Genomic DNA, 22,907 nt, shown 5'->3' with positions numbered 1-22,907 from the left:
CCTGCGCCACGGGCGCGCCTACCACCTGACACGCAGGGACCGGGGGCTGCGCGAGGTCGTCCCGGTCCGCCACACGATCGTGTCCGCCGGGGCGGCCAGGCGCAGATCCGGGAAACGGGCGGCCAGGCGGTGCAGGGCGAGCTGGAGTTCCGTGCGGGCCAGCCAGGCGCCGAGGCAGTAGTGGGGGCCGGCGCCGAAGGAGAGCGTGGGGGCCTCCAGCGGGGCGAACAGGTCGTGGAGCGTGGCGGGCGGGAAGACCTCCGGGTCGCGGTTGGCCGTGCCGCAGTCGGCGAGCACGATCGCCCCGGCCGGGATCGTCACCCCGCCGACCTCGATGTCCGTGGCGGCGTGCCGGGTGCTGCCCCGGTCGTCGCCCAGCGGGACGAGGTGGACGAGCCGGTCCGCCAGACGTCCCGCGGCCTCCTCGTCGGCCCCGAGACGGGGCCAGGTGTCACGGCGTTCCCCCAAGAGGTAGAGCAGCGCGTTGCCGAGCATGGTCATCGTGCTGTCGTGGCCGCCGACGACCAGCCCGCACACCAGCGTCACCAACTGTGCCTCGGGGATGCCCTCTTCCTCGTCGGCCGCCGCGACGAGACCACTGACCAGGTCCTCGCCCGGGGCCCGGCGCCGCTCCATCAGGAGGTCTGCGCCGAACGCGCTGAACTCCTCGCGGGCCGCCACCACTTGTCCGCTCTCGTGGGTGCCGTCGGAGAATGCGTGTTCGCTCCAGTGCCGCAGCCGGTCCCACGCGGACTCGTCGAGCCCCATCAGCCGGCTGATCACCGCCACCGGCAGCGGGACGGCGAACTCCGCCACCACGTCCGCCGGTTGCGGCTTCGCCTCCAGCCGGTCGAGGAGTTCCTCGACGATCGCGGCGATCCAGGGCCGCCAGCGGGCGACCGCCCTCGGGGTGAACGCCCGCCGCAGGGTGCGGCGCAGCCGAAGATGGTCCGGGCCGTCCTGGTTGAACATCAGGTCGGGGTCGTTGACGAGGTCCGGCACGTCGGAGAGGGCCGGGGCGTCGGGGGCGTACAGCTGCGCCCGGCCGAAACGCGGGTCGGACAGCACCTGGCGGACGTCCGCGTACCGGCTGACCCGCCACGCGGGCGTGCCGCCCGGAAGCTCGGTGGGACAGGGCGGCCCGGGTTCCTCGAAGCGCAGGCGGTGCATCGGCTCCGGTGACGGGGCCGGCACCGCGGGGTCGCTGGTGGGCAATGTGCCTCCTGGGACGGGGCGTTGGAGCCGTTGGCGAGAAGGGGGCCATGCGCTCAGAGTTCGACGAGGACCTTGCCGCGGTTGGCAGCCCGGTCGCTGTAGAGGCTGGCGTAGGCGCCGGGGATGGAGTCGAAGCCGTGGTGCAGGGTGTGGTCGCAGAAGACCTCGCCGCGCCGGACCCGGCCGCCCAGCTCGGTGTGGAGGTCCTGCCAGTTGCGTTCGGTGAACCACTCCAGGGAGAAGATCCCGCGGACGGTGGCGCGCGGGAACATCAGGTGGGGCAGGAGCCGGGGGCCGGTGTCCTCGTTGCCGACCTGGGTAGCCCACTGCCAGCACACCGCCACCTGGCTGCCGATGTTGAGCATGGGGAACACCGCGTCGGTGACCGTGCCCCCGAGGTTGTCGAAGTACCGGTCGACGCCGTCGGGGGCCGCCCGGGCCAGCGCCTCGCGCACGGTGTCCGCGCCGTCCCCGTGGCGGTAGACGATCACCGCGTCGAACCCGAGCCCGGTGAGGTAGTCCGCCTTCTCCGGGGACGAGGTGGTGCCGATCACCCGGGCTCCGGCGAGCGCGGCGAGCTGGCCGACGAGGGCGCCCACCGCACCGGAGGCGCCGCTGACCACGAGCGTCTCGCCGGGGCTGATCGTCATGTACTTGGAGAGGGTCCCCCACGCGGTCATGCCCGGGCCGCCCATCACGCTGAGGGCGGTCGACAGCGGCAGGGCGTCGTCGTACCACCGGGGGTCGAGTCTCCGGTACGCCGGGAAGACCATGGGGAACGTGCCGGTCTGCCAGAGTTCGGGGACGCCGGTCGAGATCACATGCGTACGCCAGCCGCCGAAGCCCTGGACGAGATCGCCGACGCGGTGGGCGGCGCGCGGTCCTGCCTCCACCACCTCCATGATCGAGTCGGCCCCCATGTGCCGGCCGATGGGGGTGTCGAGGGTGATGCCCTGGAGGTAGGGGTCGACGGACACGTACAGGGTGCGCAACAGCATCTCGTCGGGGGCCAGTGCGACGTCGATGTTCTCCACGACCTTGGCGTAGACGCGGTCCACGTCGGGGACGCCCTCCATGTGCTCGCGGACCACCCATTTCGCGATCTTCATGACTTCCTCTCCGTCGGTGCGGTGGGGCGGACGTGCACGGGGATGACCCGGTGGGTCGGTGGGGGTGCGGTGAGGTCGACCGACGCGGTGAAGGGCTTGCCGTCGTCGCGGCAGACGAACTGCATGACGTGGCGTCCGGCGGCGGCGGCCCGGATGAGGCCGCCGGTGGTGGCCCAGACCCCGGACTGGTAGAAGTCGCGCAGCCCGGGGAGGCCGGGGCCGTGCTTCTTGACCAGCTCTTCGAGCTTCTCCCCGCTCTCCACGAACGGCTGCCAGCCGAGCACGGTCCCGTCGTAGTTGCCGGTGTAGCGGACCTGGGTGAGGGGGCTGGAGACGTCCCGGACGACGATCGCGTCCCGCAGGCCGGGGTGGCGCTGTTCCAGGAAGCCGACGAGTGCCTCGCGGGCCCGCCGTTTCGCCGCGTAGTAGCCGCGCCCGTGGCGGACGGGCAGGGTGTGCAGTTCCTGGCCGCCGCGGGTGCGGGTGACCTGTTCGGGCCCCTCGTCCAGGGCGCGCCAGGGGGCGATGTCGCAGAAGTAGGTGGCGTAGACGACGGTGGTGCCGTCCGGGGACAGTTCGGGGTAATGGCGGCTGCGGAACTGGACGTTGATGCTGGGGTGCCGGATGCCGGTCAGCTCGGCCGCCAGGGTCTCGTCGATCAGGTGCGTCGTGCAGGGGTCGCCGTCGGGGAAGGGGCGGGAGAGGCCGAGGAAGAGGGTGAAGTAGCCGGGGAAGACCATGCCGGGTTCGTGGATGGTCTCGGTGTAGAGCTTGCGGTAGTCCTCGCCCAGGTAGGCGCCCTTCAGGAACTTCATCGTGGTGGTGTAGCCGTCGCAGGCCGAGACGACGATGTCGGCGCGGAGTTCGCCGCCGTCGCTGAGCCGGACGCCGACCGCACGGTCGTCCTCGACGATCACGGAGTCGACCTTCGTGTTGTACGAGACCTCGCCGCCGAGCCGTCGGTAGCGGGCCTCGATCGACTCGGCGAGACCGAGGGAGCCGCCTTCGGGGACGCCGGCGGAGAGGTTGGCGTGCGAGGCGAGCTGGAAGTGGAACGGGAGGACGGGGAAGGCCGGGTGCTTCTCGTACAGGATGAAGTTGAAGGCCTCCCGCAGGAGGGGGTCCTTGAACTTCGCGGAGAAGTCGGTCATCAGGACGGTGATCGTGGTGCGTACGGCGTTGAAGTACGGCAGGAACGAGGCGAGCATCCGCCAGCGCTCCCGCCGCCCCATCAAGCCGACGGGCTTGAGGAAGGGGTAGACGGCCAACGCCTTGCGGAAGCTGCGGAGTTGACCGCAGAACTTCCGTACGAGGCGGGCGTCGGCCGGTGAGAGGGCGATGAGGTGGGCTTCGAGGCGGTCCGGGTCGGAGTAGAAGTGGACGGCCCTCCCGTCGGTGCCGCGCACGATGTTGAAGACGTCGAAGTGGCGGATCTCCTTGCCCTGGAGGGCGCCGAGCTCCAGCCAGATCCGGTGCATCTCGTTGCCGGGGCCGCTGCCGAGGAGCCAGCTGACGCAGGCATCCAGGGTGAAGCCGCCGCGCTCCCAGGCGGTGCAGCAGCCACCGGGGATCTCGTGCATCTCCAGGACGCGGGTGCGGTAGCCGTTCATCTGGGCGTAGCAGCCGGTGGAGAGGCCGCCGAGCCCGGCCCCGATGATGATCATCGTCTCGCGGGGGCGCGTGGTGGCCGGCCGGGTCTGCTTGCGGGTTGCGTTCATGAGCCCTCGCTCTCCCGTGCCGACCACCGGTCGAGCTGGGGCAGGTGTCCCAGCTTTCCGGGGTGCCAGGGTTCGTCGCCCTTGCTCTCCCAGGCCCGGAATTCCAGGCCCAGTTCGCGGCAGAGGTACTGGACGGCGAAGCGGCCTGTGGAGGCTGCGCGGATCAGGCCGCCCATGCCGACCCACTGGCCGGCCATGGAGAAGCCGCTGAGTCCGGGCAGCCGCATCCGGTCCTTGCCGACGAGCCGCGCGGCGACGTCGTCGGCGTCGGAGAACGCTTTCCAGGCGAGGATGGAGCCGCCCAGGTTGCCGGTGTAGCGGTGGGTCGTGGCGGGGGTGGCGACCTCGACGATCTCGATGCGGTCGGCGATTCCGGGGGTGCGGCGCTCCAGGAAGTCCCGTACGAAGTCGGCGACTTCGCGTTTGCGGCGGCGGTATTCCTTGCGGTTCCTGGTGCGCAGGTCCTTCCAGTGGGCGTAGTCGCTGAAGTAGGTGCAGTGCAGGACGGAGCAGCCGGGGGGTGCGAAGCCGCCCGAGTAGCGGGAGCGGGCCTGGACGACGAGGCTGTCCTGCAGCGCGCCGGGGAGGTGGCCCGCGTCGTCCGGGCCGAGGAGGTGGGTGGTGCTGTGCGCCTCGTCGGGGTCCAGGTCGCCGCGCAGGCCGACGAAGGCGGAGACGACGGCGGGGAAGAGCGTGCCGGGCCGGTGGAGGAGGTCGGTGTAGAGCTTGTCGATGCGGGGGCCGGTGTACCGGCCGCCCAGCAGCCCGTAGACGGTGGTGTGTCCGTCGCAGGCGGAGACCACGTGCTCGGCGAAGTACCGCCTTCCGCCGCGTAGTTCGATGCCGATCGCCCGGTCGTTCTCGACCAGGATCCGTTCGGTGCGGGCCCGGTAGGTGATCGTGCCGCCGAGGTTCCGGTAGCGCTCCTCGATCGAGCGGGCGAGGCCGAGCGACCCTCCTTGGGGGAAGCCCGCGTTGCCGTGGTGGGCGGCGGCCATGTTGAAGAGGTACGGCAGCAGCGGAAAGCCTCCCGGGTCCTGGAAGAAGATGTTGCGGAACGCCTTGCGGAGCAGCGGGTCCTGGAACCGGTCGGCGAACACGTGCATCGGGGTCGCCGCGTTCCGCCAGAACAGCCGGAAGGCCGGGAGCACGGTGCGCAGGGTCTGTGCCCGTTCCCGTACGGTCCGCAGGGCGGGCGCGGTCAGGAACGGGTACAGCTCGATGTCGACGAACCGGCGCAGATCCCGGGTGAAGGCCCGGATGAGCGGGGCGTCGGCGGGTGAGACGTCCAGGAGATGGGCCTCGAGCCGGTCGGGGTCGTTGTAGAACGTCACCGACCGGCCGTGCTCGTCCTCGACCTTGTTGAACAGCTCGAAGTTGGTGACGGACTTTCCGTCCAGCGCCCCGAGTTCGGCCCATACCCGGTGCGCGTCGTTGCCCGGGGCGGTGCCGATGAGCCATTCGATGCAGTAGTCGAAGAGGTAGCCGTCCCGCGACCAGGCGGTGCAGCAGCCGCCGGGCAGCACGTGCTTCTCGAAGACGCGGGTCCTGGCGCCGCTCATCTGCGCGTAGCATCCGGTGGAGAGGCCGGCCACGCCAGCGCCGACGACGATGACGCGGGGCGGGGTGCCGGGGGTGCGTTCCCTGGTGGTCCAGTCGGAGAGGTCGGCCGGGGCGGATTCGGCGGCCTCTGCCGTGTCGTCATCGGTCATGGGGCGCCTCCCCGGCGATGACCGAGCGCACCATCCGGGCGTTGCGGGCCAGGTGTTTGGCGTCGAGCATGTCGGCGTGGACCCCGGAGCCGCGCAGGACTGCGGTGGCACCGGTGGAGCTGCCGTGCCAGGTCCCGTGCTCCCCGGCGGCGTAGAGGGCGGCCTTCTCCTCGTCGGTGATGACGGTGACCGTCGCGGCGACCGTGCCGGTGTTGGGTGTGCGACCGCAGAACGCGAGGTACTCGGCGGCGTGGGCGAGGGTTTCACGGGTGACGGCGTCGGATCCGGTGTGTTTGCGTACGTGGTCCGCGAGTTCGGCCTCGAACGCGGCGATTCCGGATGCGTCCGGTTCATAGGCGGTGAGGATGCGGCGGGAGTCGAGGATGACGACGTGGTCGACGCGTCGGCCGCGCCGCTCCAGCTCCTTGGCGGTCTCGAAGGCGAGGTTGCCGCCGAGGGAGTAGCCGAGGAGGACGTAGGGCGCTTCGGGGCGGTCGGCCTCGATCAGGTCGGCGTACCGGGCGACCTTGTCGTCGCCGGGGAGGTAGTTGAAGCCGATGACGCGGTGGTCGGGGAGCTGGGCGGCCAGGCCCCGGTAGACCAGCCCGTGGCCGCCTGCGGGCGGGAAGCAGAAGAGGGCGGGGTGCTGTCCGGCGTTGAAGGTCAGGCTGGGCAGCTCGTCGGCGCTCGCCCCGAGCAGGACGTCCTGCACCGTGGCGGCCATCCCGTGGAGCGTGGTCACCTGATAGAGCCTGCTGACGGGGACGCCGACGCCGAACTCGGTGCGCAGATGGTGGAGGAGTTCGATGAGCTTGATCGAGCTGCCACCGAGTTCGAAGAAGTCGTCGCCCAGGCCGATCTGTTCGCGCCCCAGGAGCGTCTTCCAGTGCCGGGCGACGCTCACCTCGTACAGCGTCACCGGCTCCTCGTACGGCCGGTCGCCGGCCTCGGCCCGCGGGGCGGGCAGGGCGGCCGTGTCGACCTTGCCGTTGGCGGTGAGCGGCAGGGCGGGCAGCTCGGTGAAGTGGGACGGGATCATGTACGAGGGCAGCGAGCGGGCGAGATGGCGGCGCAGGGCCCGGACGTCCAGGGCCGCTCCTGCCTCCGGTACGCAGTAGGCGCACAGGGCCGCGTCTCCCCCGGTGTCGGTGCGTACGGCGACGACGGCCCGGGCGAGCGGGGGCCACTGGGCAAGGTGGGCCTCGATCTCGCCGATCTCGATGCGGTGGCCGCGCAGTTTGATCTGTCCGTCGGTCCGGCCGAGCAGATGGACCCGTCCGTGCGCGTCCCAGCGGGCGATGTCGCCGGTTCGGTAGAGCCGTTCGGGGCGAGCGTCGCCGGCCCCGGAGAGCGTCCGGGTGACGAAGCGTTCACCGGTCTGCTCGGGGTCTCCGGCGTAGCCGAGGGCGACGCCCTGGCCGCCGATCCAGAGTTCGCCGGGCACGCCGGGCGGGACGGGTTCGCCGTGGGCGTCGAGGATGTGGAGCGTGCTGTTGGGGAGGGGGCGGCCGATCGGGACCATCGCGCCGGGTTCCAGGTCGTCGACGGGCCCTTCGAAGTACGCGCTGTCGATGGTGGCTTCGGTCAGGCCGTAGGAGTTGACGAGGCGGGTGCCGGGTCCGCACAGCTCGGCCAGTCTGCGGTACTCCCCGACGCTCCAGGCGTCCGAGCCGACCACCAGCAGCCGCAGGAAGTCCAGCCGCAGCCCTTCCCGCGCGCAGTGGTCCATCAGTCCGCGGATGACGGCGGGGACGAACTCGGCGCAGTCGACGCGCTCCTGGCGCATCGTGCGGTAGAGGCGGGTGGTGTCGAAGAGGAGGTCGCGGTCGGCCAGGACGAGCGTGCCGCCCGAGCACAGCGCGCGGACCAGGTCGCCGGTGAACACGTCGAAGGACGGTTCGGCCATCTGGAGGTGGGTCGTCACGTCGGTGTCCAGCCGGTACGCCTGCCGCCATGCGGCGTGGGCGGAGGCGAGGTTGCGGTGGCTGACGCGGACGGCCTTGGGGCGGCCGGTCGAGCCGGAGGTGGTGATGACGTACGCGGGCGAGTCCGGGGCGACCTGGGCCGCCGGCCCGTCCGGGTGCGGTTCGGTGCGTGCGAGGGCGGCGAGGGTGAGCGTCGGGACGGTCAGCGCCGCGTCGGTCGCGGTCGCGCCGGTCGTACCGGTGGCCCCGGGCCCGGCGTCGTCGGCGACGAGGACGAGCTCCGCTCCGGTGGCCGACACGAGGTGGGCGAGCCGGTCGGCGGGCTGGTCGGGCCGGATCGGAAGGTAGGCGGCGCCGGCCTTGAGCACGGCGAGCAGGGCGACGATCAGCTCGGGCGACTTGTCCAGGCACAGCACGACCGCCGAGCCTTCGCCGATCCCGAGCGTACGCAGCCGGGCCGCGGTGTCGGCGGCACGCCGCTCCAGCTCCGCGTAGGTCAGCCGGTGTGCCCCACCGTGCGGGGAGGGCGTGGAGACGGCGACGGCCTCGGGGTGTTCGGCGGCGGTGCGGGCGATCAGCACGTGGACCGGAGTGAACGGGTCGTCGTCGCGGTGGCCGGCGTACGGCAGGGCCGGGCGGCTCCACTCCCCCACGAGCCGCTCCCGCTCCCGGTCGCCGAGCATCGCCAGCCGGGAGGCGGGCCGGTCGCCCGGGGCGCGGGTCATCCGGTCGAGGAGGCGGGTGTAGTGGGCGGCCATACGGCGCATGGTCTCGGGGAGGAAGAGGTCGGTGTTGTATTTGAAGACGCAGTGGAACCGGCCCTCCGCCTCGTCCTCGTAGGCGGACAGCGTTATGTCGAACTGCCCCTCCTCCTCCGGTAGTTCGATGTACTCCAGGCGGTATCCGTACTGCTCGGTGGCCACCTTGTGGGTGAGGAGGATGAACATCGCCTGGAAGACGGCGGAGCGGCTGGGGTCGTGCTGGAGGCCCAGCTCCTCGACGAGGAGGACGAAGGGGTACTCCTGGTTGTCCAGGCCGCCGAGCACGGTGCGGCGGACCTGTTGCAGCAGTTCGGCGACGGTCGGGTCGTCGGACAGGTCGGCGTGCAGGGGCAGCGGGTTGACGAAGTAGCCGTAGACGGACGCGAAGTCCTGCCGGGTGCGGCCGGTCACCGGGCTGCCGACGACGATGTGGTCCTGCCCGGAGTAGCGGTGCAGCAGGAGGTAGTAGGCGCTGAGCAGCACCATGAACGGGGTGACACCGTGCGTCCGGGCCAGGGCGTGGACGCGAGCGCTGAGCGCGTCGTCCAGGACGAAGAACTCCGAGGCCCCGTTGTGGGTCTGGACCGCCGGGCGGGGTTTGTCGACGGGGAGGTCCAGGAGCGGGACCTCGGCCGGCAGATGGGACCGCCAGTAGTCGAGCATGCCCGCGGCGTCGGGCCCGGCCAGGAAGGCGTTCTGCTGGTTGAGGAAGTCGAGGTAGCGGGCCTCGACCGGCGGGAGCCGGTGCTCCTGGTTGCGGCGCAACGCCTCGTAGACGGCGAGGAGTTCCTCGATGAACGTGAAGGTGGAGATGGCATCGGAGACGATGTGGTGGACGGCCTTCATGATGATCCAGCGGTCCGGCCCTCGCTTGAAGAGGCGGAAGCGGATCAGCGGATCGTGGGCGAGGTCGTAGGGCTTGCGGTACTCCTCGACGATCGTGGCGTGGATGGTCTCCCAGTCCTCGCCCCGGACGTCGAAGAGGGCGAGGTCGGTCCTGGCGTCCTCGGAGACCTGCTGCACGGCCTGCCCGTCCACCAGAAGGAAGTTGGTGCGCAGCGCGGGGTGGCGGGCGATGAGCCGGCGTACGGCCTCGAACATCAGGTCGGGTTCGAGGGCGACGTTCACCTCGACGGCCCCGCCGATGTTGTACGCGTAACCGTCGGGGTTGAGGTGCTTGAGGAACCAGAGCGCCTTCTGGTTCTGGGTCAGCGGGTACCGCCGTTCGTCGGTGTGGAGCCGGACCGCGCCATCCGCCCGTTCAGGGTCCGCCGCAGAAGCCAGAGCCGTGAGTCCGTCGTGGAGCCGGTCGGCGAGCTCCCCGGCCGGGGCGCCGCTGAGCAGGGCGACCACCGGTAGGGCGACGCCGAGTTCGGCGTGGATCCGGGCCCGTAGCTCCATGGCGAGGAGCGAGTCGAGGCCGAGTTCGCCGAGGCCGGTGGCGGGGTCGATGCGGTCGGCGCCGGTGCGCAGCACGGTGGCGGCCAGGACGGCGAACCGCTCGGTGACCAGCGCGCGTCGGGCATCCTCCCCGGCGGTACGGAAGGTGTCGAGGAACCCGTTGCCGGAGGTGTCCGTGGGTGGGGCGGCGGCTGCCGCGAGGTCGGCGACCAGCGGCGGTGGAGATGGGTACCAGGCGAGGAAGACGGGCCAGTCGACGACGGTGGCGACGACGAGCTGGGCGTGGTCCTGGCCGATGACGCGCTCCAGAACGGCCATGCCCGCTTCCGGGGAGAGCGAGCTCATGCCGCGGCTGTGCAAGTAGTGCTCCGCCAGGCCGAGTTCCTCGATCATTCCGGTGGCCCACGGACCCCAGTCCAGGCTGAGCGCGGGCAGGCCCTGGGCGCGGCGGTGGTGGGCGAGGGCGTCCAGGAAGGCGTTCCCCGCTGCGTAGTTGGTCTGGCCCGCCGTGGTCAGCAGGGAGGCGATCGAGGCGAACAGCACGAAGTGTTCGAGGGGTTCGTCCCTCAGGTGCCGGTGCAGGAGGTGGGCGCCGACGGTCTTGGGGTCATGGACGGCGTCGAAGGCGGCCCGGTCGAGATCGGCGACGAGCGTGTCACGGACCTGGCCGGCGAGATGGAACACCCCGCGTACGGGCGGTGCTCCGCTGCGCCGGTGGGCGTCGAGCCAGCCGGTCAGGGCGTCCTCGTCGGTGATGTCGAACGTCGCCGGGACCGGGTGCGCGCCGAGCGTCTCCAGCTCGCGGAGCAGGGCCACGGCCCGGCCCTCGGCGGTGGCGGGGTCGGTTCCGGCCCACTTCTCCCGGGGCGGTACGGGGGTGCGCCCGACCAGCACGATCCGGCGGGCTCCCCGGCGTACGAGGGTGCGGCACAGCAGTCGGCCGAGCGCGCCGAACGCGCCGGTGACCAGGTAGCTGCCGTCGGCCCGCAGGCGCGGCGGCAGGGGCCGGGTGAGGCTCTCGGCGGGGCGGAGGCGGCCGGTGCGGCGGCCACCGTCGCGCAGGGCGATCTCCGCTTCGTCGTCGCTGAGCGCTTCGGCCAGGAGTGCCTCGGCCTCGGCCCGGTCGCCGTCGGGGCCGGGGTGTCGGCGAGGATCGAGGTCGATGAGTTTGCCGGGGTGGTCGGTCAGCTCCTGGTGGCGCAGGACGCGTCCGATGCCCCAGGCGGGTGCCCCGAGGGGTTCCGGGGCTTCGCCGGGCAGGGCGGGCTGGGCGCCCCGGGTGACGATGTGCAGGCGGCCTCCCCCGCCCCGGGCGGACAGCAGCCGGGCCAGCACGATCAGGGAGTACGCGCCCGCGCCGGTGTGGTCACGGAGAGCGGTCCGGTCGCAGGCGGCGAGGGCGGGGGTGTCGAGGTTCCACAGGTGCAGGACGGTTCCCCGGAAGGGGCCGCCGTCGCGGTCGAGGTCGGCGAACAGGCGTCGTAGGTCGGCGTCGGATGCGGGGTCGACGGTGTAGGTGCGGCCGTCGGCGGAGGCGGTGTAGGCGGTGTCCCGGCGCACCAGGCGGCAGCGTTCGCCCCGGGTCTCGGCCAGGGCCGCGAAGGCGTCAGCGAGGCCTCCGGTGTCGGCGAGGAGCAGCCAGCTCACGTCCCGGGGCGGGGTTCCGATGTCCTCGGCCGGCAGCGGTGGGCAGTCGGTCCAGACGGGTTCGGCGAGCCAGGAGTCGATCGTGGTGCGGGCGACGGCGGTGGCGGCCTTCTCGACGTCGGCGGCGCGGAACCCTTCGATACGGCCGAGGGGGGTGCCGTCGTCGGCGTACAGGGCGATGTTGCCGAGGGTGGTGTCCGAGTCGGCGGGCAACAGGGTCGCGTGGGCCCAGAACGGCTGGTCGCCGACGGGTTCGAGGGCGACCTCGTCCAGGGAGAGCGGCAGCCTGATCCCGCCGGCCGGGGCGGGGGCCTCGGGGTTCGCCGGGATCAGCGGGAGAGTCTGGAAGCAGGCGTCGAGCAGGACGGGGTGGAGGTGGTGGCCGGCGGCGTCGTCGTCGAGCGCCCGGGGCGGACGGATCCGGGCGAGGACCTCGTCGGCGCCGATCCAGACCTCCTCGACGGCCTGGAACGCGGGGCCGTAGTGGTAGCCGAGGGCGGCCAGCGCGGTGTAGCAGTCGGGTCCCGCGAGGTGGCGGCGGGCTCGGGCCCGGATCGCGGCGGCGTCGAGCGGTGCGGCGGTGCGGCGGCGCTGGCCGGTGCGGACGATGCCGCTCGCGTGGACGGCCCGTTCGCCGTCATCCCCGGTCGGGGAGGCGATGGTGAAGGCGGCGTCCTCCAGGGAGAGCGACACCTCCACGGTGCGGTCCTCGCCGTCGGGCAGGAAGAGCGCCTTGCGCAGATCGATGTCGGCGAGGACGGCGGTCGTGGAGCCGGTGAGGCGCAGGACGGCCTGGGCGGCCATCTCCAGGTAGCCGGCGGCGGGGAAGACCACGGTGTCCTGGATGCGGTGGCCGGCGAGGTAGGGCAGGTTCTCGGTGTCCAGGCGGGCCTGCCAAGTGGGTTCGGTGGCGTCGGTGCGGCGGCCGAGGAGCGGGTGGTCACGGTGGCCGAGCCGGACCTGGGCGACCGGGCGGGGCTCGGTCCAGTGGCGGTCGCGGCGGAAGGGGTGGCGGGGCAGGGTGACGGGGCGGCCGGTGGGCTGGAGCAGGTCCCAGTCGATGGGAACGCCGAGGGTGTGGAGCGTGCCGAGAGAGGCGGCGAAGCGCTCGGTCTCGTCCTCCTTGCGGCGGATCGAGGGGAGGGTGAGCGCGGACCTCCCGCCCGCGTCGAGGCATTCGCGGATCGCGTGGCCGAGGACGGGGTGCGGGCCGATCTCCAGGAAGACGCGGTGGCCGTCGTCGGCGACGCGGTCGATCGCCGACCGGAAGCGGACCCGGTCGCGGACGTTCTTCCACCAGTAGGCGGCGTCGAGTTCCTCGCCGCGGGCGGTTCCTTCGACACCCGTGAGATACAGCGGCACCTGGGCCGCGCGTGGCTCCAACGGTGCGAGTTCAGCGAGCAGTTCGTCCTTGATGCGTTCCATACCGACGCTGTGGTACGGCACTTCGACGGTGAGGAACTTGGCGAACTGCTGCTCGGCCCGCAGCTCTTCGGCCAGCAGGGTGAGCGCCGCCTCGTCCCCGGCGAGGGTGATCGCGGTGGGGCTGTTGACGGCGGCGACGGACACCCGGTCGCTGTAGGGGCGCACCCGGCGCTCGGCCTCGTCCTCGGAGAGGCTGACGGCGAGCATGGTGCCCGTGCCGGCCAGGGTCTGCTGGAGACGGCTGCGGTGGACGGCGATCCTGGCCGCGTCCCGCAGGGAGTAGACGCCCGCCGCGTGGAATGCGGCGATCTCGCCGGTGCTGTGGCCGACCACGGCGTCGGGGCGCACCCCGTGGGACCGCCACAGGGCGGCCAGCCCGACCTGCACGGCGAAGTTCGCGGGCTGGGCGAGCCAGGTATCGTTCATCCGGGAGACGGATTCCCCGGCGGTGAGCTCCTCGACGAGGGACCAGTCGGCGAACTCCCGCAGCGCGCGGTCGCATGCGGTGACGGCGTCCCGGAAAACCGGTTCCTCTTCGAGGAGTTGGCGGCCCATGCCCCACCACTGGGGGCCCATGCCGGTGAAGACCCAGACCAGTCGGCGGTCGGCGGCGTCCCGGGCGCGGCCGTGGACGACCCGGGGGTGCGGCTCGCCGCGCTCGTGGGCGGCCAGGGCCTCGTCCAGGGAGGCGCGGGAGGAGTGGACGACGGCCAGCCGCTCGGGCAGGTGCTGGCGGCGGTGGGCCAGGGTGTGGCCGAGGTCGTCGAGGGCCACGGCCGGGCCGTTGTCGCCCGCCAGCTCGGCCCGGATCCCGGCGGCCATCTCCGCCAGGGCGTCCGGGCGGCGGGCGCTGAGCGGGAGGATGCTCCAGCGCCGCCCGGCGGCAACGTCGTTCGGCCGGTCCGGCGGAGTCGGCGGCGGCGCCTCCTCCAGGACGACATGGGCGTTGGTGCCGCCGAAGCCGAAGGAGTTCACCCCGGCGCGGGCGGGCCCTTCGTGGGCGGGCCAGTCGGTGGGCCGGGTGGGGATCTCGTACGGCAGGGTCGCCGGGTCGATGGCGGGGTTGAGGTTCTCCAGGTTGATGTGGGGCGGGATGGTGCGGTGCTCGATGCTCAGCACGGTCTTGATCAGCCCGGCGATTCCGGCGGCGGATTCGGTGTGGCCGATGTTCGTCTTGACCGAGCCGACGTAGGCGCGGGCGCCCGGGGCCCGTCCGACGGCGAGCGCGCGGGCCAGGGCGTTCGCCTCGATCGGGTCGCCGACGGGGGTCGAGGTGCCGTGCGCCTCCATGTACTGGAGGTCGCCGGGGGTGATGCCCGCCTCGGCGCAGACCCGGCGGATGAGGTCGACCTGGGCGTCGGGGTTGGGCACGGTGATGCCGTTGGTGTGGCCGTCCTGGTTGACGCCGCTGGCCAGGATCACCGCGTGGATCCGGTCCCCGTCCCGTACGGCGTCGTCCAGCCGTTTCAGGGCGACCAGCCCGACGCCTTCGGCCCGTACGTAGCCGTCGGCGGCGGCGTCGAACGTACGGGAGCGGCCTCCGGGCGACAGGAACCCGCCCTTCGTCTCGGCGACGGTGTACTGCGGGGCCATGTGCAGCAGGGTGCCGCCGGCCAGCGCGAGGTCGGTCTCACCGTTGTGCAGCGCCTGGCACGCGAGGTGGACGGCGACCAGGGAGGAGCTGCACGCGGTGTCGACGGACAGGCTCGGGCCGCGGAAGTCGAAGCAGTACGAGATGCGGTTGGAGACCATCGTCATCATGGTCCCGGTCGCGGTGTGGGCGGCCAGCGAGGTGAAGCCCAGGTCGGCGAATTGCAGGATCTTGTAGTCCAGGGTGAACGCGCCGACGTACACGGCGACGTCGCTTCCCGCGAGGTCGGCGGGGCGCTGACCGCCGTCCTCCAGTGCCTCCCAGGCCACTTCGAGCAGCTTGCGCTGCTGCGGGTCCATGTGGTCGGCCTCGCGGGGGCTGATACCGAAGAACGCGGGGTCGAACTCGTCGAAGCCGTCGATGTATCCGCCGCGGCCGCCGACGAGGCGCCCGGGTTTGTCGCGGAACCGGCTGCCGAGGGTGCGGACGTCGTACCGGTCGGGCGGGGTGGGGGTGATGCAGTCCTTGCCCGCCACCAGGTTCCGCCAGAACGTGCGGTGGTCCGAGGCGCCCCCGGGCAGGCGGCAGCCCATCCCGATGATCGCCACCTTGTCGCGTAACGCCCGGCTGTTCGCGTCGGCCATTCGAACTCCTCAAGTCGTGGTGCGGTGAGTCGTGGTGAAGCACGGGGCAGCGGTGCCGGTCACTCCGGGCCGGGGCGCGGTGCGGGTCTGCGCCGCCAGGGGTGCAGGAGGGCGGCGAGGATCTCGCCGGTCGCGGGGAAGGAGGCGGGATCCTGGAGGCCGACGGCGGTGGGTTCGCGGCCGGGGCGCCAGGTGAAACTGCCGAAGAGGTGGTCCCAGCACGACAGGTCGGAGCCGTAGTGACCGGCTTCGGACAGATCGGTGCTGTGGTGCAGACGGTGCTGCTCGGGGCCGGCCAGCAGATGGTTGAGCGGACCGATGCGTACGTCGATGTTGGCGTGGACGAAGTAGCCCTGCGCGGCGACGAAAAGTCCGGCCACCAGCACGGCGGGGCGGGAGAAGCCGACGACGGCCAGGGCCAGTTGGACGAGACCCTGCGCCAGGACGATGTCCAGCACATGGTTCACACCGTTGTTGGCGACGTTGACCTTCTCCGGCACGTGGTGCACGCCGTGCAGTCGCCAGAGCAGAGCGTTCCGGTGGCCCAGCCGGTGCACCGCGTAGCTCACCAGCGATCCGGTGAGGATGGCGCCCGGGATCTCGGCCCAGAGGTGGTGGGCCGGATCCTCGGGCGAGACCAGCCCGACGGCCAGGGCGACCAGCAGTTGCGCCAGTCCGCTTCCGGCCATGGTGAGCAGGAAGTAGATGCCGTACCAGCGCCATTCGGCCTTTTCGGGGTGCCAGTTCCGGTCGTAAGGAATCAGCCGTTCCAGGAGAGCCAAGTAGGCGATCACCCCGATCAGGAAAATCGGACTGACCCACGCCGGATCCCATCGCAGGCGCAATGCGAACGCCGCGACGCACACGACCGCGAGGAGGAGAACGGGGTAGGCGACGACACAGAGAATGCGGGATACCGAATTTCCTGTCGTCCCCTTCCCGGGAACCGAATAGTCGGCCGAATGAATTTCGCCATCGGCGGCGCGCTCGCGCTCGTCCATACGTGACCCCCCACAAGGGAACGCAACCGGGAGAGACCAATTTTCCGCATCAGCGCAGGCCAGACCGTACTGAGAGTCTCGATGAACTCCGGGGCGACCAGGGCCCCGCGCTGATGTCTTTCAGACACCCGGCTCCGATGGAATTCGGCCGTGGCGTGAACTGATGCCCCCGACCCCATCAGCCCAGATCATCTATTTCCCGATCCCGCGGCTTTAATCACGCCCGACCCGGAGAAATCGACCGACACCTTTTACACGGAATACGATACGGAAAGGATCGCACAACCGAGCGAGCTCACGTTTCGGAGAAATTACTTCGTAGGATCATCGCGATGCCGGGCGACGGCGCATTCCGATGCACTGGGGGGAGAATTCCCACGCCCGGGCGTGCATCGGAGCCGGGAGCCGTGCGCCCGCGCGCGAGCGGCCTCTCCGCGTGCTCCCCGCCCTGCTGCTGACCTTCGAGGGCCGGGGCGCGGCGGACGCCCACCGCCCCCTCGCCCGCTCCGGGGTGCACGCGCCCGGCGGATCGTTCCACGCCCTGGAGGCCTCCCGGCGCCTGGGGCTCGGCGAGAGCGGCGGCCTGCGCGTCGGGCTGTCCGCGCACAACGACGCGGACGATGTGGAGCGGCCCCTGTGACGGGGCCGGCGGACTTCCTGGGCTACCGACAGCCGTCAGAGCGTCCCCAAGGTGTCCACCGCGTCGCCCAGCCCGGACAAATGCCGGGCCCCCGGCGGCTGTCGCCCCGCCCAGCCCGGTCCGGCCACGCAGACGACGGGACGTCTGCGCGCACCCCGTACGCCCCACTCGATCGCGTCCAGCCGGGCCACGAGCGCGGGGCTCGCCGTCCTCCGGGACTGCGCCCAGAGCACGACCGCGGCGGGGCCGGTGCGCCGGACCGCGTCCTCCAGGGCCCCGGCGGGCACGGCGGCGCCGAACATGCGTACCGGCAGGCCCTGTTGGGCGAGGGTCGCGGCGAGCGCCTCCAGGGCGAGCGTATGGGTCTCGCCGGGCGCGCAGGCCAGCAGGGCGAGGCCCGCTCCGGGAGCGGGGGCCCGTCCGGCCGCGACCCCGCGCAGTGCGCCGGAGACGTGCCACGACAACAGGTGCTCGACCTCGATGTACCGCTCCCCCTCCGTCTCCCACTTACGGCCCACCGCGTGCAGCACCGGCATCATCACCTCGTCCCAGGCGGCCGGGAGTCCGTAGCGGTCGAGCACCGCCGTGAGCAGCTCGTCCAGGGCCGGCGCGTCCAGCCGGACGGCGGCCCGGGCCAGACCGCGGCACTCCTGGCGGGCCCGGCCGACCGGAAGCGGCCCGGAAGCCCGGGAAGCGTGCGCCGGCCGGGGTGTTTCCGGGGAGCCGGCCGCCCCGGCCAGGACGGTGCGGGCCGCCTCGGCCGGTGGCAGGCCCGAACTCGTCAGGGCGCACATGTGCCGCAGAGCGGCGATGTCCGCCCCGGTCCAGCGGCGGTGCCGGCCGTCCTGCCGTGCGGCCGGGCCGATGCCGTAGCGGCGGTCCCACGAGCGCAGCGTCGTCGGTGCGACGCCCAGGAGGCGGGCCACCGCACCGGTGGTCAGACCTCCGTCGGCCGGGGCTTCCGCAAGCAGGTCGCCTGTGAGGTCCATAAATCCACCATACGACGCAAAAACGACGCATGTTGTCCGGCGGGCCCTCGGGCGGTTCGCTGAGACCCGGGGACAGGAGCGACCGGGACAGGAGCGAGAAGAAGAGCGGCACGGGAAGCGACACGAGACACAGGAGACGGTCATGAAACTGAGCGACGAACTCCCCGTCGATCACCGGCTGGCGTCGGTGTACCGGATCGGTGCGGGCCTCTGCGGGGTGATCCTCGTGGTGTTCGGGTCTCTCGGCTTCGCGAATCAGCTGAGCTTCTTCGACACCGACGGCAGCAGCATCGCCGGACTCTCGTCCAACGGGCTCCTCAGTCTGATCTCGCTGCTCGTGGGTGCGGTCCTGATCACCGGGGCGGCGGTGGGCGGCAATGTCGCCTCCACGGTGAACATGACCGTCGGCTCACTCTTCCTGCTCAGCGGCTTCGTCCACCTGTTCATCCTCGACCGGTCCGCGAACATCCTGGACTTCAGCATGGCGAACGTCATCTTCAGCTTCCTGATGGGGCTGCTGATCCTCACGTTCGGGATGTACGGGCGGGTGACCGGCGGCCTGCCGCACGACAACCCGTACTGGCGTCGCCGCCACCCCGAGCAGGCGGCGGCCGAAGCCGCCGCCCGCAGAAGGGCGACGGCGGGCGGCCCGCTGCGGGACGGATCCGCTCAGACCTTGCGGTAGCGGGCGTTGAACCAGGAGAACACGCCGAAGGCGACCAGTCCGAGGGCGATGAGCACCAGCAGCCACGGGCCGGCCGGGGTGTCGGCGAAAGAGCGCAGGGTGTCGTCCATCCCCTTGGACTTGTCGGGCTCGTGCTCGATGGCGGCGGCGATGGCGAACGCCCCCGCCGCGGCGAAGACGCTGCCGCGCGCCGCTCCGCCGAACACCCCCGTGACGTCCACGGCCCGGCGGACCCGGCGGGACATCTGCGACAGCTTCAGGTGCTTGTGGTACTTGCGCAGGAGGGCCCGGACCGCGATCCAGAGGCCCGCACCGGCCACCACGGCGCCGCCGATCCCGACGATCCACTGACCGCCCGGCCAGCCGAGTGCCTTGGCGGTGATGTCCTGCGACTGCTGGTCGGACGAACCGCCGCCACTGCCGGAGTCCCCGGCGGCGAAGGACAGCACGGAGTAGGCGACGAAGGCGTAGAAGACCGCACGGCCCGCCGCCATGGCCCGCTTGCCCGGCCTGTGCTCGTCGGGTCCGGCGCCGCCGAACAGCGCTTCGGACAGGCGCCACAGCGCCATGCCCGCCACGGCTGTGCCCAGTACCCACAGCAGAACCGTCCCGAAAGGCTTCTCGGCTATCTCCGCGACCGCGCCGCCCCGGTCGGCCTGCTTCTTGTCGCCTCCGGGGAACGCGATCCGCAGGGCGAGGAAGCCCACGAGAACGTAGATCACTCCGCGGGCGACGAAACCGGCGCGGCCCGCCGCTTCCATGGCGTCGCTGTTCGCGGCACGCCGTGCCTGGCCACGTCCCTGCGCTGATACTGAACGGCTATTCATGTCACCCGGTTGCCCCCGTGCGGCGGATCAATGCAGTGCAGGTCCGACACGGTGAAGGTCTTGGACCGACGACGTGACGATCCCCGGCCGATCCGGTGAGACCCGGGAGTCCGATTCGACGCAGATTCACCGTCCGTTTCGACGCAGAATCGATGCGGCAGGCGGAGCGGACGGAAGCGCGTCAGCGTGGGATGACGGAGAAGACCCGTGGGGCGATGGAGAAGCCCCCTCGATCGCCGGAGGAGACATCATGACGACCACCCGTCTGCAGCGCACCGCGGCGGCCGCCGCGGCCCTCGCCTTTCCCGCCTCTCTGGCGTTCTTCGCCCCGCAGGCCCAGGCCGAGGCCCCCGCCGACCCGTACGGCCCCGCCTGCGCCTCCGTACCGAAGGAGGGCGCGGGCAGCCTGGAAGGCATGGCGAAGGACCCGGTGGCCACCGCCGCGTCCAACAACCCCGAACTCTCCACTCTCGTCGACGCGGTGAAGCAGGCCGACCTGGTCGACACCCTGAACAACGCGGAGAACATCACGGTGTTCGCGCCGACCAACGCCGCGTTCGAGAAGATCCCGCAGGCCGATCTGGAGGCGCTCCTCAACGACAAGGACCAGCTCACCAAGGTGCTGACGTACCACGTGGTGGGCGAGAAGGTCACCACGCAGCAGATGGAGGACGGCACCTTCAAGACGCTGGAGGGGAGCGACCTCACCACGAAGGGCTCCGGCACCGAGTTCACGGTGAACGACTCCTCGAAGATCGTCTGTGGCGACGTGCCGACGGCCAACGCCACGGTGAACCTCGTCGACACGGTGCTGATGCCGCCGTCCTAGGAACACCGCGTGGCCCCTGAGCGGGGGTTCTATACGCTGAGGGCGTGAGACACGCCGACGACCGACCGACCCGGAGCGGCGCCTCGGAATCCGAGGCGCCGCTCGCAGACCTTCAGGCCTTCGCGGTCGAGCTGCGCCGGATGAACGGCGAGATCAACCGGATGACCCACGGCTTCGCGGTGAACCAGCAACTGCACCCCACGGACGTGAGCGCGCTCGGTGCCATCCTCGACGCCCCCTCGCCCCTGACGCCGGGGGCGCTGCGGGAGCATCTGGGGCTCACCTCCGGTGCGGTCACCGCCTGCCTGGACCGGCTGGAGCGGGCCGGGCACATCCGCAGGGCGCGGGAGAGCGCCGACCGCCGGGTGGTGCACGTGTACTACGAGCCGAGCGCCCGGACCGTCGCCCGTGACTACTTCATGCCGCTCGCCGAGGCCACGGCACGGGCCAGGGCGCGCTTCAGCGAGGACGAACTGACGACCGTGCTGCATTTCCTCGCCGCGATGAACGAGGAACTGGCCGAGGTACCCCCGACGCGTCGCTGAGCTTGCCCCGAGCCCGGTCCGTCCCGCGGGGAGGGGCCGGCCGAAGGCCACCCCCGTACGGATCACCGGGACGAGTCCCGTAATGTATTTCAACGATTGAGATTGTTCATCGACGAGATATCTCCACCCCTCGGGAGAGACATGCCCACCCCTGCACGGTCGGTCCGCTGGCTGGTCCCCGTCGTCCTGCTGATCGCCTGGCTCGGCATCGGCGGCGGGCTCGGACCGTACGCCGGAAAGCTCGGCGAGGTCGCCACCAACGACCAGGCCGCCTTCCTGCCCCAGAACGCCGAGTCCACGCAAGTCATCGACGCCCAGAAGGCGTTCCAGCAGAACGAGACCCTGCCGGTGATCCTCGTCTGGACCTCGGCGGAGAAGGACGCCCCGGTCGACGACGGACAGCGCGAGGCCGCCACCGGAGCCCTCGCCTCGCTCGCCGGGAGCGACGGGGTCGTCGGAACGCCCTCCCCCGCGCTGCCCTCGAAGGACGGCCTCGCGCTCCAGGGCATCGTGCAGCTGAGCCCGGACCTCGGGGACGAGCTGCCGGCGGTGCTGGAGGAGGTCGACAAGGCCGGCGCGTCGGTGTCCGGTACGACGGTCCGGCTGGCGGGGCCGGCCGCCAGCCAGGCGGATCTGTCCGACGCCTTCGCGGGCATCGACGGGCTGCTGCTCGGGGTCGCCCTGATCACGGTGCTGGTCATCCTGCTGCTGGTCTACCGCAGTGTGCTGCTGCCCTTCGTCATCATCCTCGGCGCGGTCTTCGCCCTGGGCCTGTCCTGTGCGATCGTCTACGTCCTCGCCGACCACGACATCGTGCGGGTGGACGGTCAGGTGCAGGGCATCCTGTCGATCCTGGTGATCGGCGCGGCGACGGACTACGCGCTGCTGCTCACCGCCCGGTTCCGGGAGGAACTCGCCGTCCACGGCGACCGGTTCGCCGCGATGCGCGTCGCGCTGCGCGAGTCCTTCGGTCCGATCACGGCGAGCGCCGCGACCGTCGCGGCCGGTCTGCTCGCGCTGCTGCTGAGCGACCTCACCAACAACCGGGCCCTCGGCCCCGTGGGTGCGATCGGTATCGTCTGCTCGGTCCTGAGCGCGCTCACCTTCCTGCCCGCCGCACTGGTCCTCCTGGGCCGGACCGCCTACTGGCCGGCGAAGCCGAAGCCCGCCGACGACAAGGTGACCGGCGGCCACGGAATCTGGCACAAGGTCGCGGCGCTCGTCGACCGGGCGCCCCGCAAGGTCTGGGCGATCACCCTGGCGGCCCTGATCGCCTGTGCCGCGTTCGCCCCGACACTCACCTCCAAGGGCGTGCCGCTGGACGAGATCTTCGTCAACGACGCGCCGTCCGTGGCGGCCCAGCAGACACTGAGCGAGCACTTCCCCGGCGGCTCGGGCAATCCGGCGGTGATCATCGCCTCTTCGGACCGTCTGTCCGAGGTGACCGAGGCCGCCGAGCGCACCGACGGGGTCGCCTCCGCCGCACCGGTGAGCGCGAGCGGCCGGCCGGGCGGCGAACCCCTCGTCGTCGACGGCAAGGTCCGTATCGACGCGACCCTCGAGGACGCGGCGGACAGCGACGGGGCCAAGGAGGCGGTGGCCGCGCTGCGCACCGCGGTCCACGCGGTGCCCGGATCGGACGCCCTGGTCGGCGGCTACACCGCGCAGCAGTACGACACCCAGCGGACGGCCGAGGACGACCGCACGCTGATCGTGCCGGTGGTACTGGCGATCATCCTGGTGATCCTGGTCTTCCTGCTGCGGTCGCTGCTGATGCCGGTGCTGCTCGTGGCGACGGTGGCGCTGAACTTCCTGGCCACGCTGGGCATCTCCTCGCTGGTCTTCACCCATGTGTTCGGCTTCAGCGGTACGGATTCGTCGGTTCCGCTGTACGGATTCGTGTTCCTGGTCGCCCTCGGCGTCGACTACAACATCTTCCTCATGTCCCGGGTCCGGGAGGAGTCGCTGCGCCACGGCACCCGGGAGGGCGTTCTGCGCGGGCTGACCACGACCGGCGGGGTCATCACCTCGGCGGGCGTCGTCCTGGCGGCCACCTTCGCGGCGCTGGGGGTGATCCCGCTGGCGTTCCTGCTCCAGATCGCGTTCATCGTGGCCTTCGGTGTCCTGCTGGACACGCTGGTCGTCCGGTCGCTCCTCGTCCCGGCGCTGGTGCGGGACATCGGGCCGAAGGCGTGGTGGCCGGGGGCGCTGAGCCGCGAGAGGTCCTGAGAACCCGAGAAGGG

Annotated in this window: 12 protein-coding genes and 1 pseudogene; 5 read left to right on the top strand and 8 right to left on the bottom strand. The window is 71.6% G+C overall.

The features are described 5' to 3' along the window. Nucleotides 1–18: 18 nt before the first annotated feature. The 6 genes from IE140_RS21495 to IE140_RS21470 all read right to left on the bottom strand — a co-directional run bounded on the left by IE140_RS21495 (nt 19) and on the right by IE140_RS21470 (nt 16,149). Nucleotides 19–1,170, bottom strand: a complete 1,152-nt coding sequence (locus IE140_RS21495; protein WP_373296189.1) for a cytochrome P450 — start codon at nt 1,168–1,170, stop codon at nt 19–21. Between the two features lie 98 nt (nt 1,171–1,268). Beyond that, nucleotides 1,269–2,324 (bottom strand): MDR family NADP-dependent oxidoreductase, encoded by a 1,056-nt coding sequence (locus IE140_RS21490; RefSeq protein WP_150193114.1) that lies wholly within the window; start codon nt 2,322–2,324, stop codon nt 1,269–1,271. Continuing rightward, the gene (locus IE140_RS21485) at nt 2,321–4,042 is read right to left on the bottom strand and encodes a phytoene desaturase family protein (protein ID WP_150193115.1); all 1,722 of its coding nucleotides are present in this window, start codon (nt 4,040–4,042) and stop codon (nt 2,321–2,323) included. The genes IE140_RS21490 and IE140_RS21485 overlap by 4 nt, the downstream gene beginning before the upstream one ends. Further along, entirely contained in the window at nt 4,039–5,754 is a 1,716-nt protein-coding gene (locus tag IE140_RS21480) for a phytoene desaturase family protein (RefSeq protein WP_150193116.1), read from the bottom strand. The genes IE140_RS21485 and IE140_RS21480 overlap by 4 nt, the downstream gene beginning before the upstream one ends. Continuing rightward, entirely contained in the window at nt 5,744–15,148 is a 9,405-nt protein-coding gene (locus IE140_RS21475; RefSeq protein ID WP_189460633.1) for a non-ribosomal peptide synthetase/type I polyketide synthase, read from the bottom strand. Before IE140_RS21475 ends, IE140_RS21480 begins: the two co-directional genes overlap by 11 nt. Before the next feature lie 59 nt (nt 15,149–15,207). After that, nucleotides 15,208–16,149: a sterol desaturase family protein gene (locus tag IE140_RS21470; RefSeq protein ID WP_150196830.1), complete on the bottom strand. Its 942-nt coding sequence runs from the start codon at nt 16,147–16,149 to the stop codon at nt 15,208–15,210. Between the two features lie 442 nt (nt 16,150–16,591). Between IE140_RS21470 and IE140_RS21465 the strand changes: the two are divergent. Further along, a pseudogene (locus IE140_RS21465) lies at nt 16,592–16,786 on the top strand (cysteine desulfurase-like protein); the annotation flags it as partial. A 38-nt stretch (nt 16,787–16,824) separates the two neighbouring features. Here IE140_RS21465 and IE140_RS21460 read toward each other — a convergent pair. After that, complete coding sequence (locus IE140_RS21460) at nt 16,825–17,778, bottom strand: MerR family transcriptional regulator (RefSeq protein WP_150196829.1); 954 nt, start codon at nt 17,776–17,778, stop codon at nt 16,825–16,827. 142 nt (nt 17,779–17,920) lie between these two features. Here IE140_RS21460 and IE140_RS21455 point away from each other — a divergent pair, with 142 nt between their 5' ends. Then, nucleotides 17,921–18,463 carry a DUF4383 domain-containing protein gene (locus IE140_RS21455; RefSeq protein WP_093437329.1) on the top strand — a complete coding sequence of 181 codons (543 nt, stop codon included), beginning with the start codon at nt 17,921–17,923 and terminating at the stop codon, nt 18,461–18,463. Here the strand turns inward: IE140_RS21455 and IE140_RS21450 are convergent. Beyond that, entirely contained in the window at nt 18,448–19,290 is an 843-nt protein-coding gene (locus IE140_RS21450; RefSeq protein ID WP_150196828.1) for a DUF1206 domain-containing protein, read from the bottom strand. The genes IE140_RS21455 and IE140_RS21450 overlap by 16 nt on opposite strands. A 250-nt stretch (nt 19,291–19,540) precedes the next feature. Between IE140_RS21450 and IE140_RS21445 the strand changes: the two genes are divergently transcribed. The 3 genes from IE140_RS21445 to IE140_RS21435 all read left to right on the top strand — a co-directional run bounded on the left by IE140_RS21445 (nt 19,541) and on the right by IE140_RS21435 (nt 22,893). Next, on the top strand, nt 19,541–20,119 hold the full coding sequence (locus IE140_RS21445; RefSeq protein ID WP_032762546.1) for a fasciclin domain-containing protein: 579 nt from the start codon (nt 19,541–19,543) through the stop codon (nt 20,117–20,119). A gap of 44 nt (nt 20,120–20,163) precedes the next feature. Further along, nucleotides 20,164–20,664 carry a MarR family winged helix-turn-helix transcriptional regulator gene (locus tag IE140_RS21440; RefSeq protein ID WP_032762547.1) on the top strand — a complete coding sequence of 167 codons (501 nt, stop codon included), beginning with the start codon at nt 20,164–20,166 and terminating at the stop codon, nt 20,662–20,664. 141 nt (nt 20,665–20,805) lie between these two features. Next, a complete protein-coding gene (locus IE140_RS21435) occupies nt 20,806–22,893 on the top strand; it encodes an MMPL family transporter (RefSeq protein ID WP_150196827.1) in 2,088 nt (695 codons plus the stop codon). Nucleotides 22,894–22,907: the final 14 nt, after the last annotated feature.

This window comes from Streptomyces parvus (genome assembly GCF_014648875.1).
Classification (GTDB): Bacteria; Actinomycetota; Actinomycetes; order Streptomycetales; family Streptomycetaceae; genus Streptomyces; species Streptomyces parvus.
Note: the sequence above shows the minus strand (reverse complement) of the source record. Positions and strands in the feature narration are given on the sequence as shown.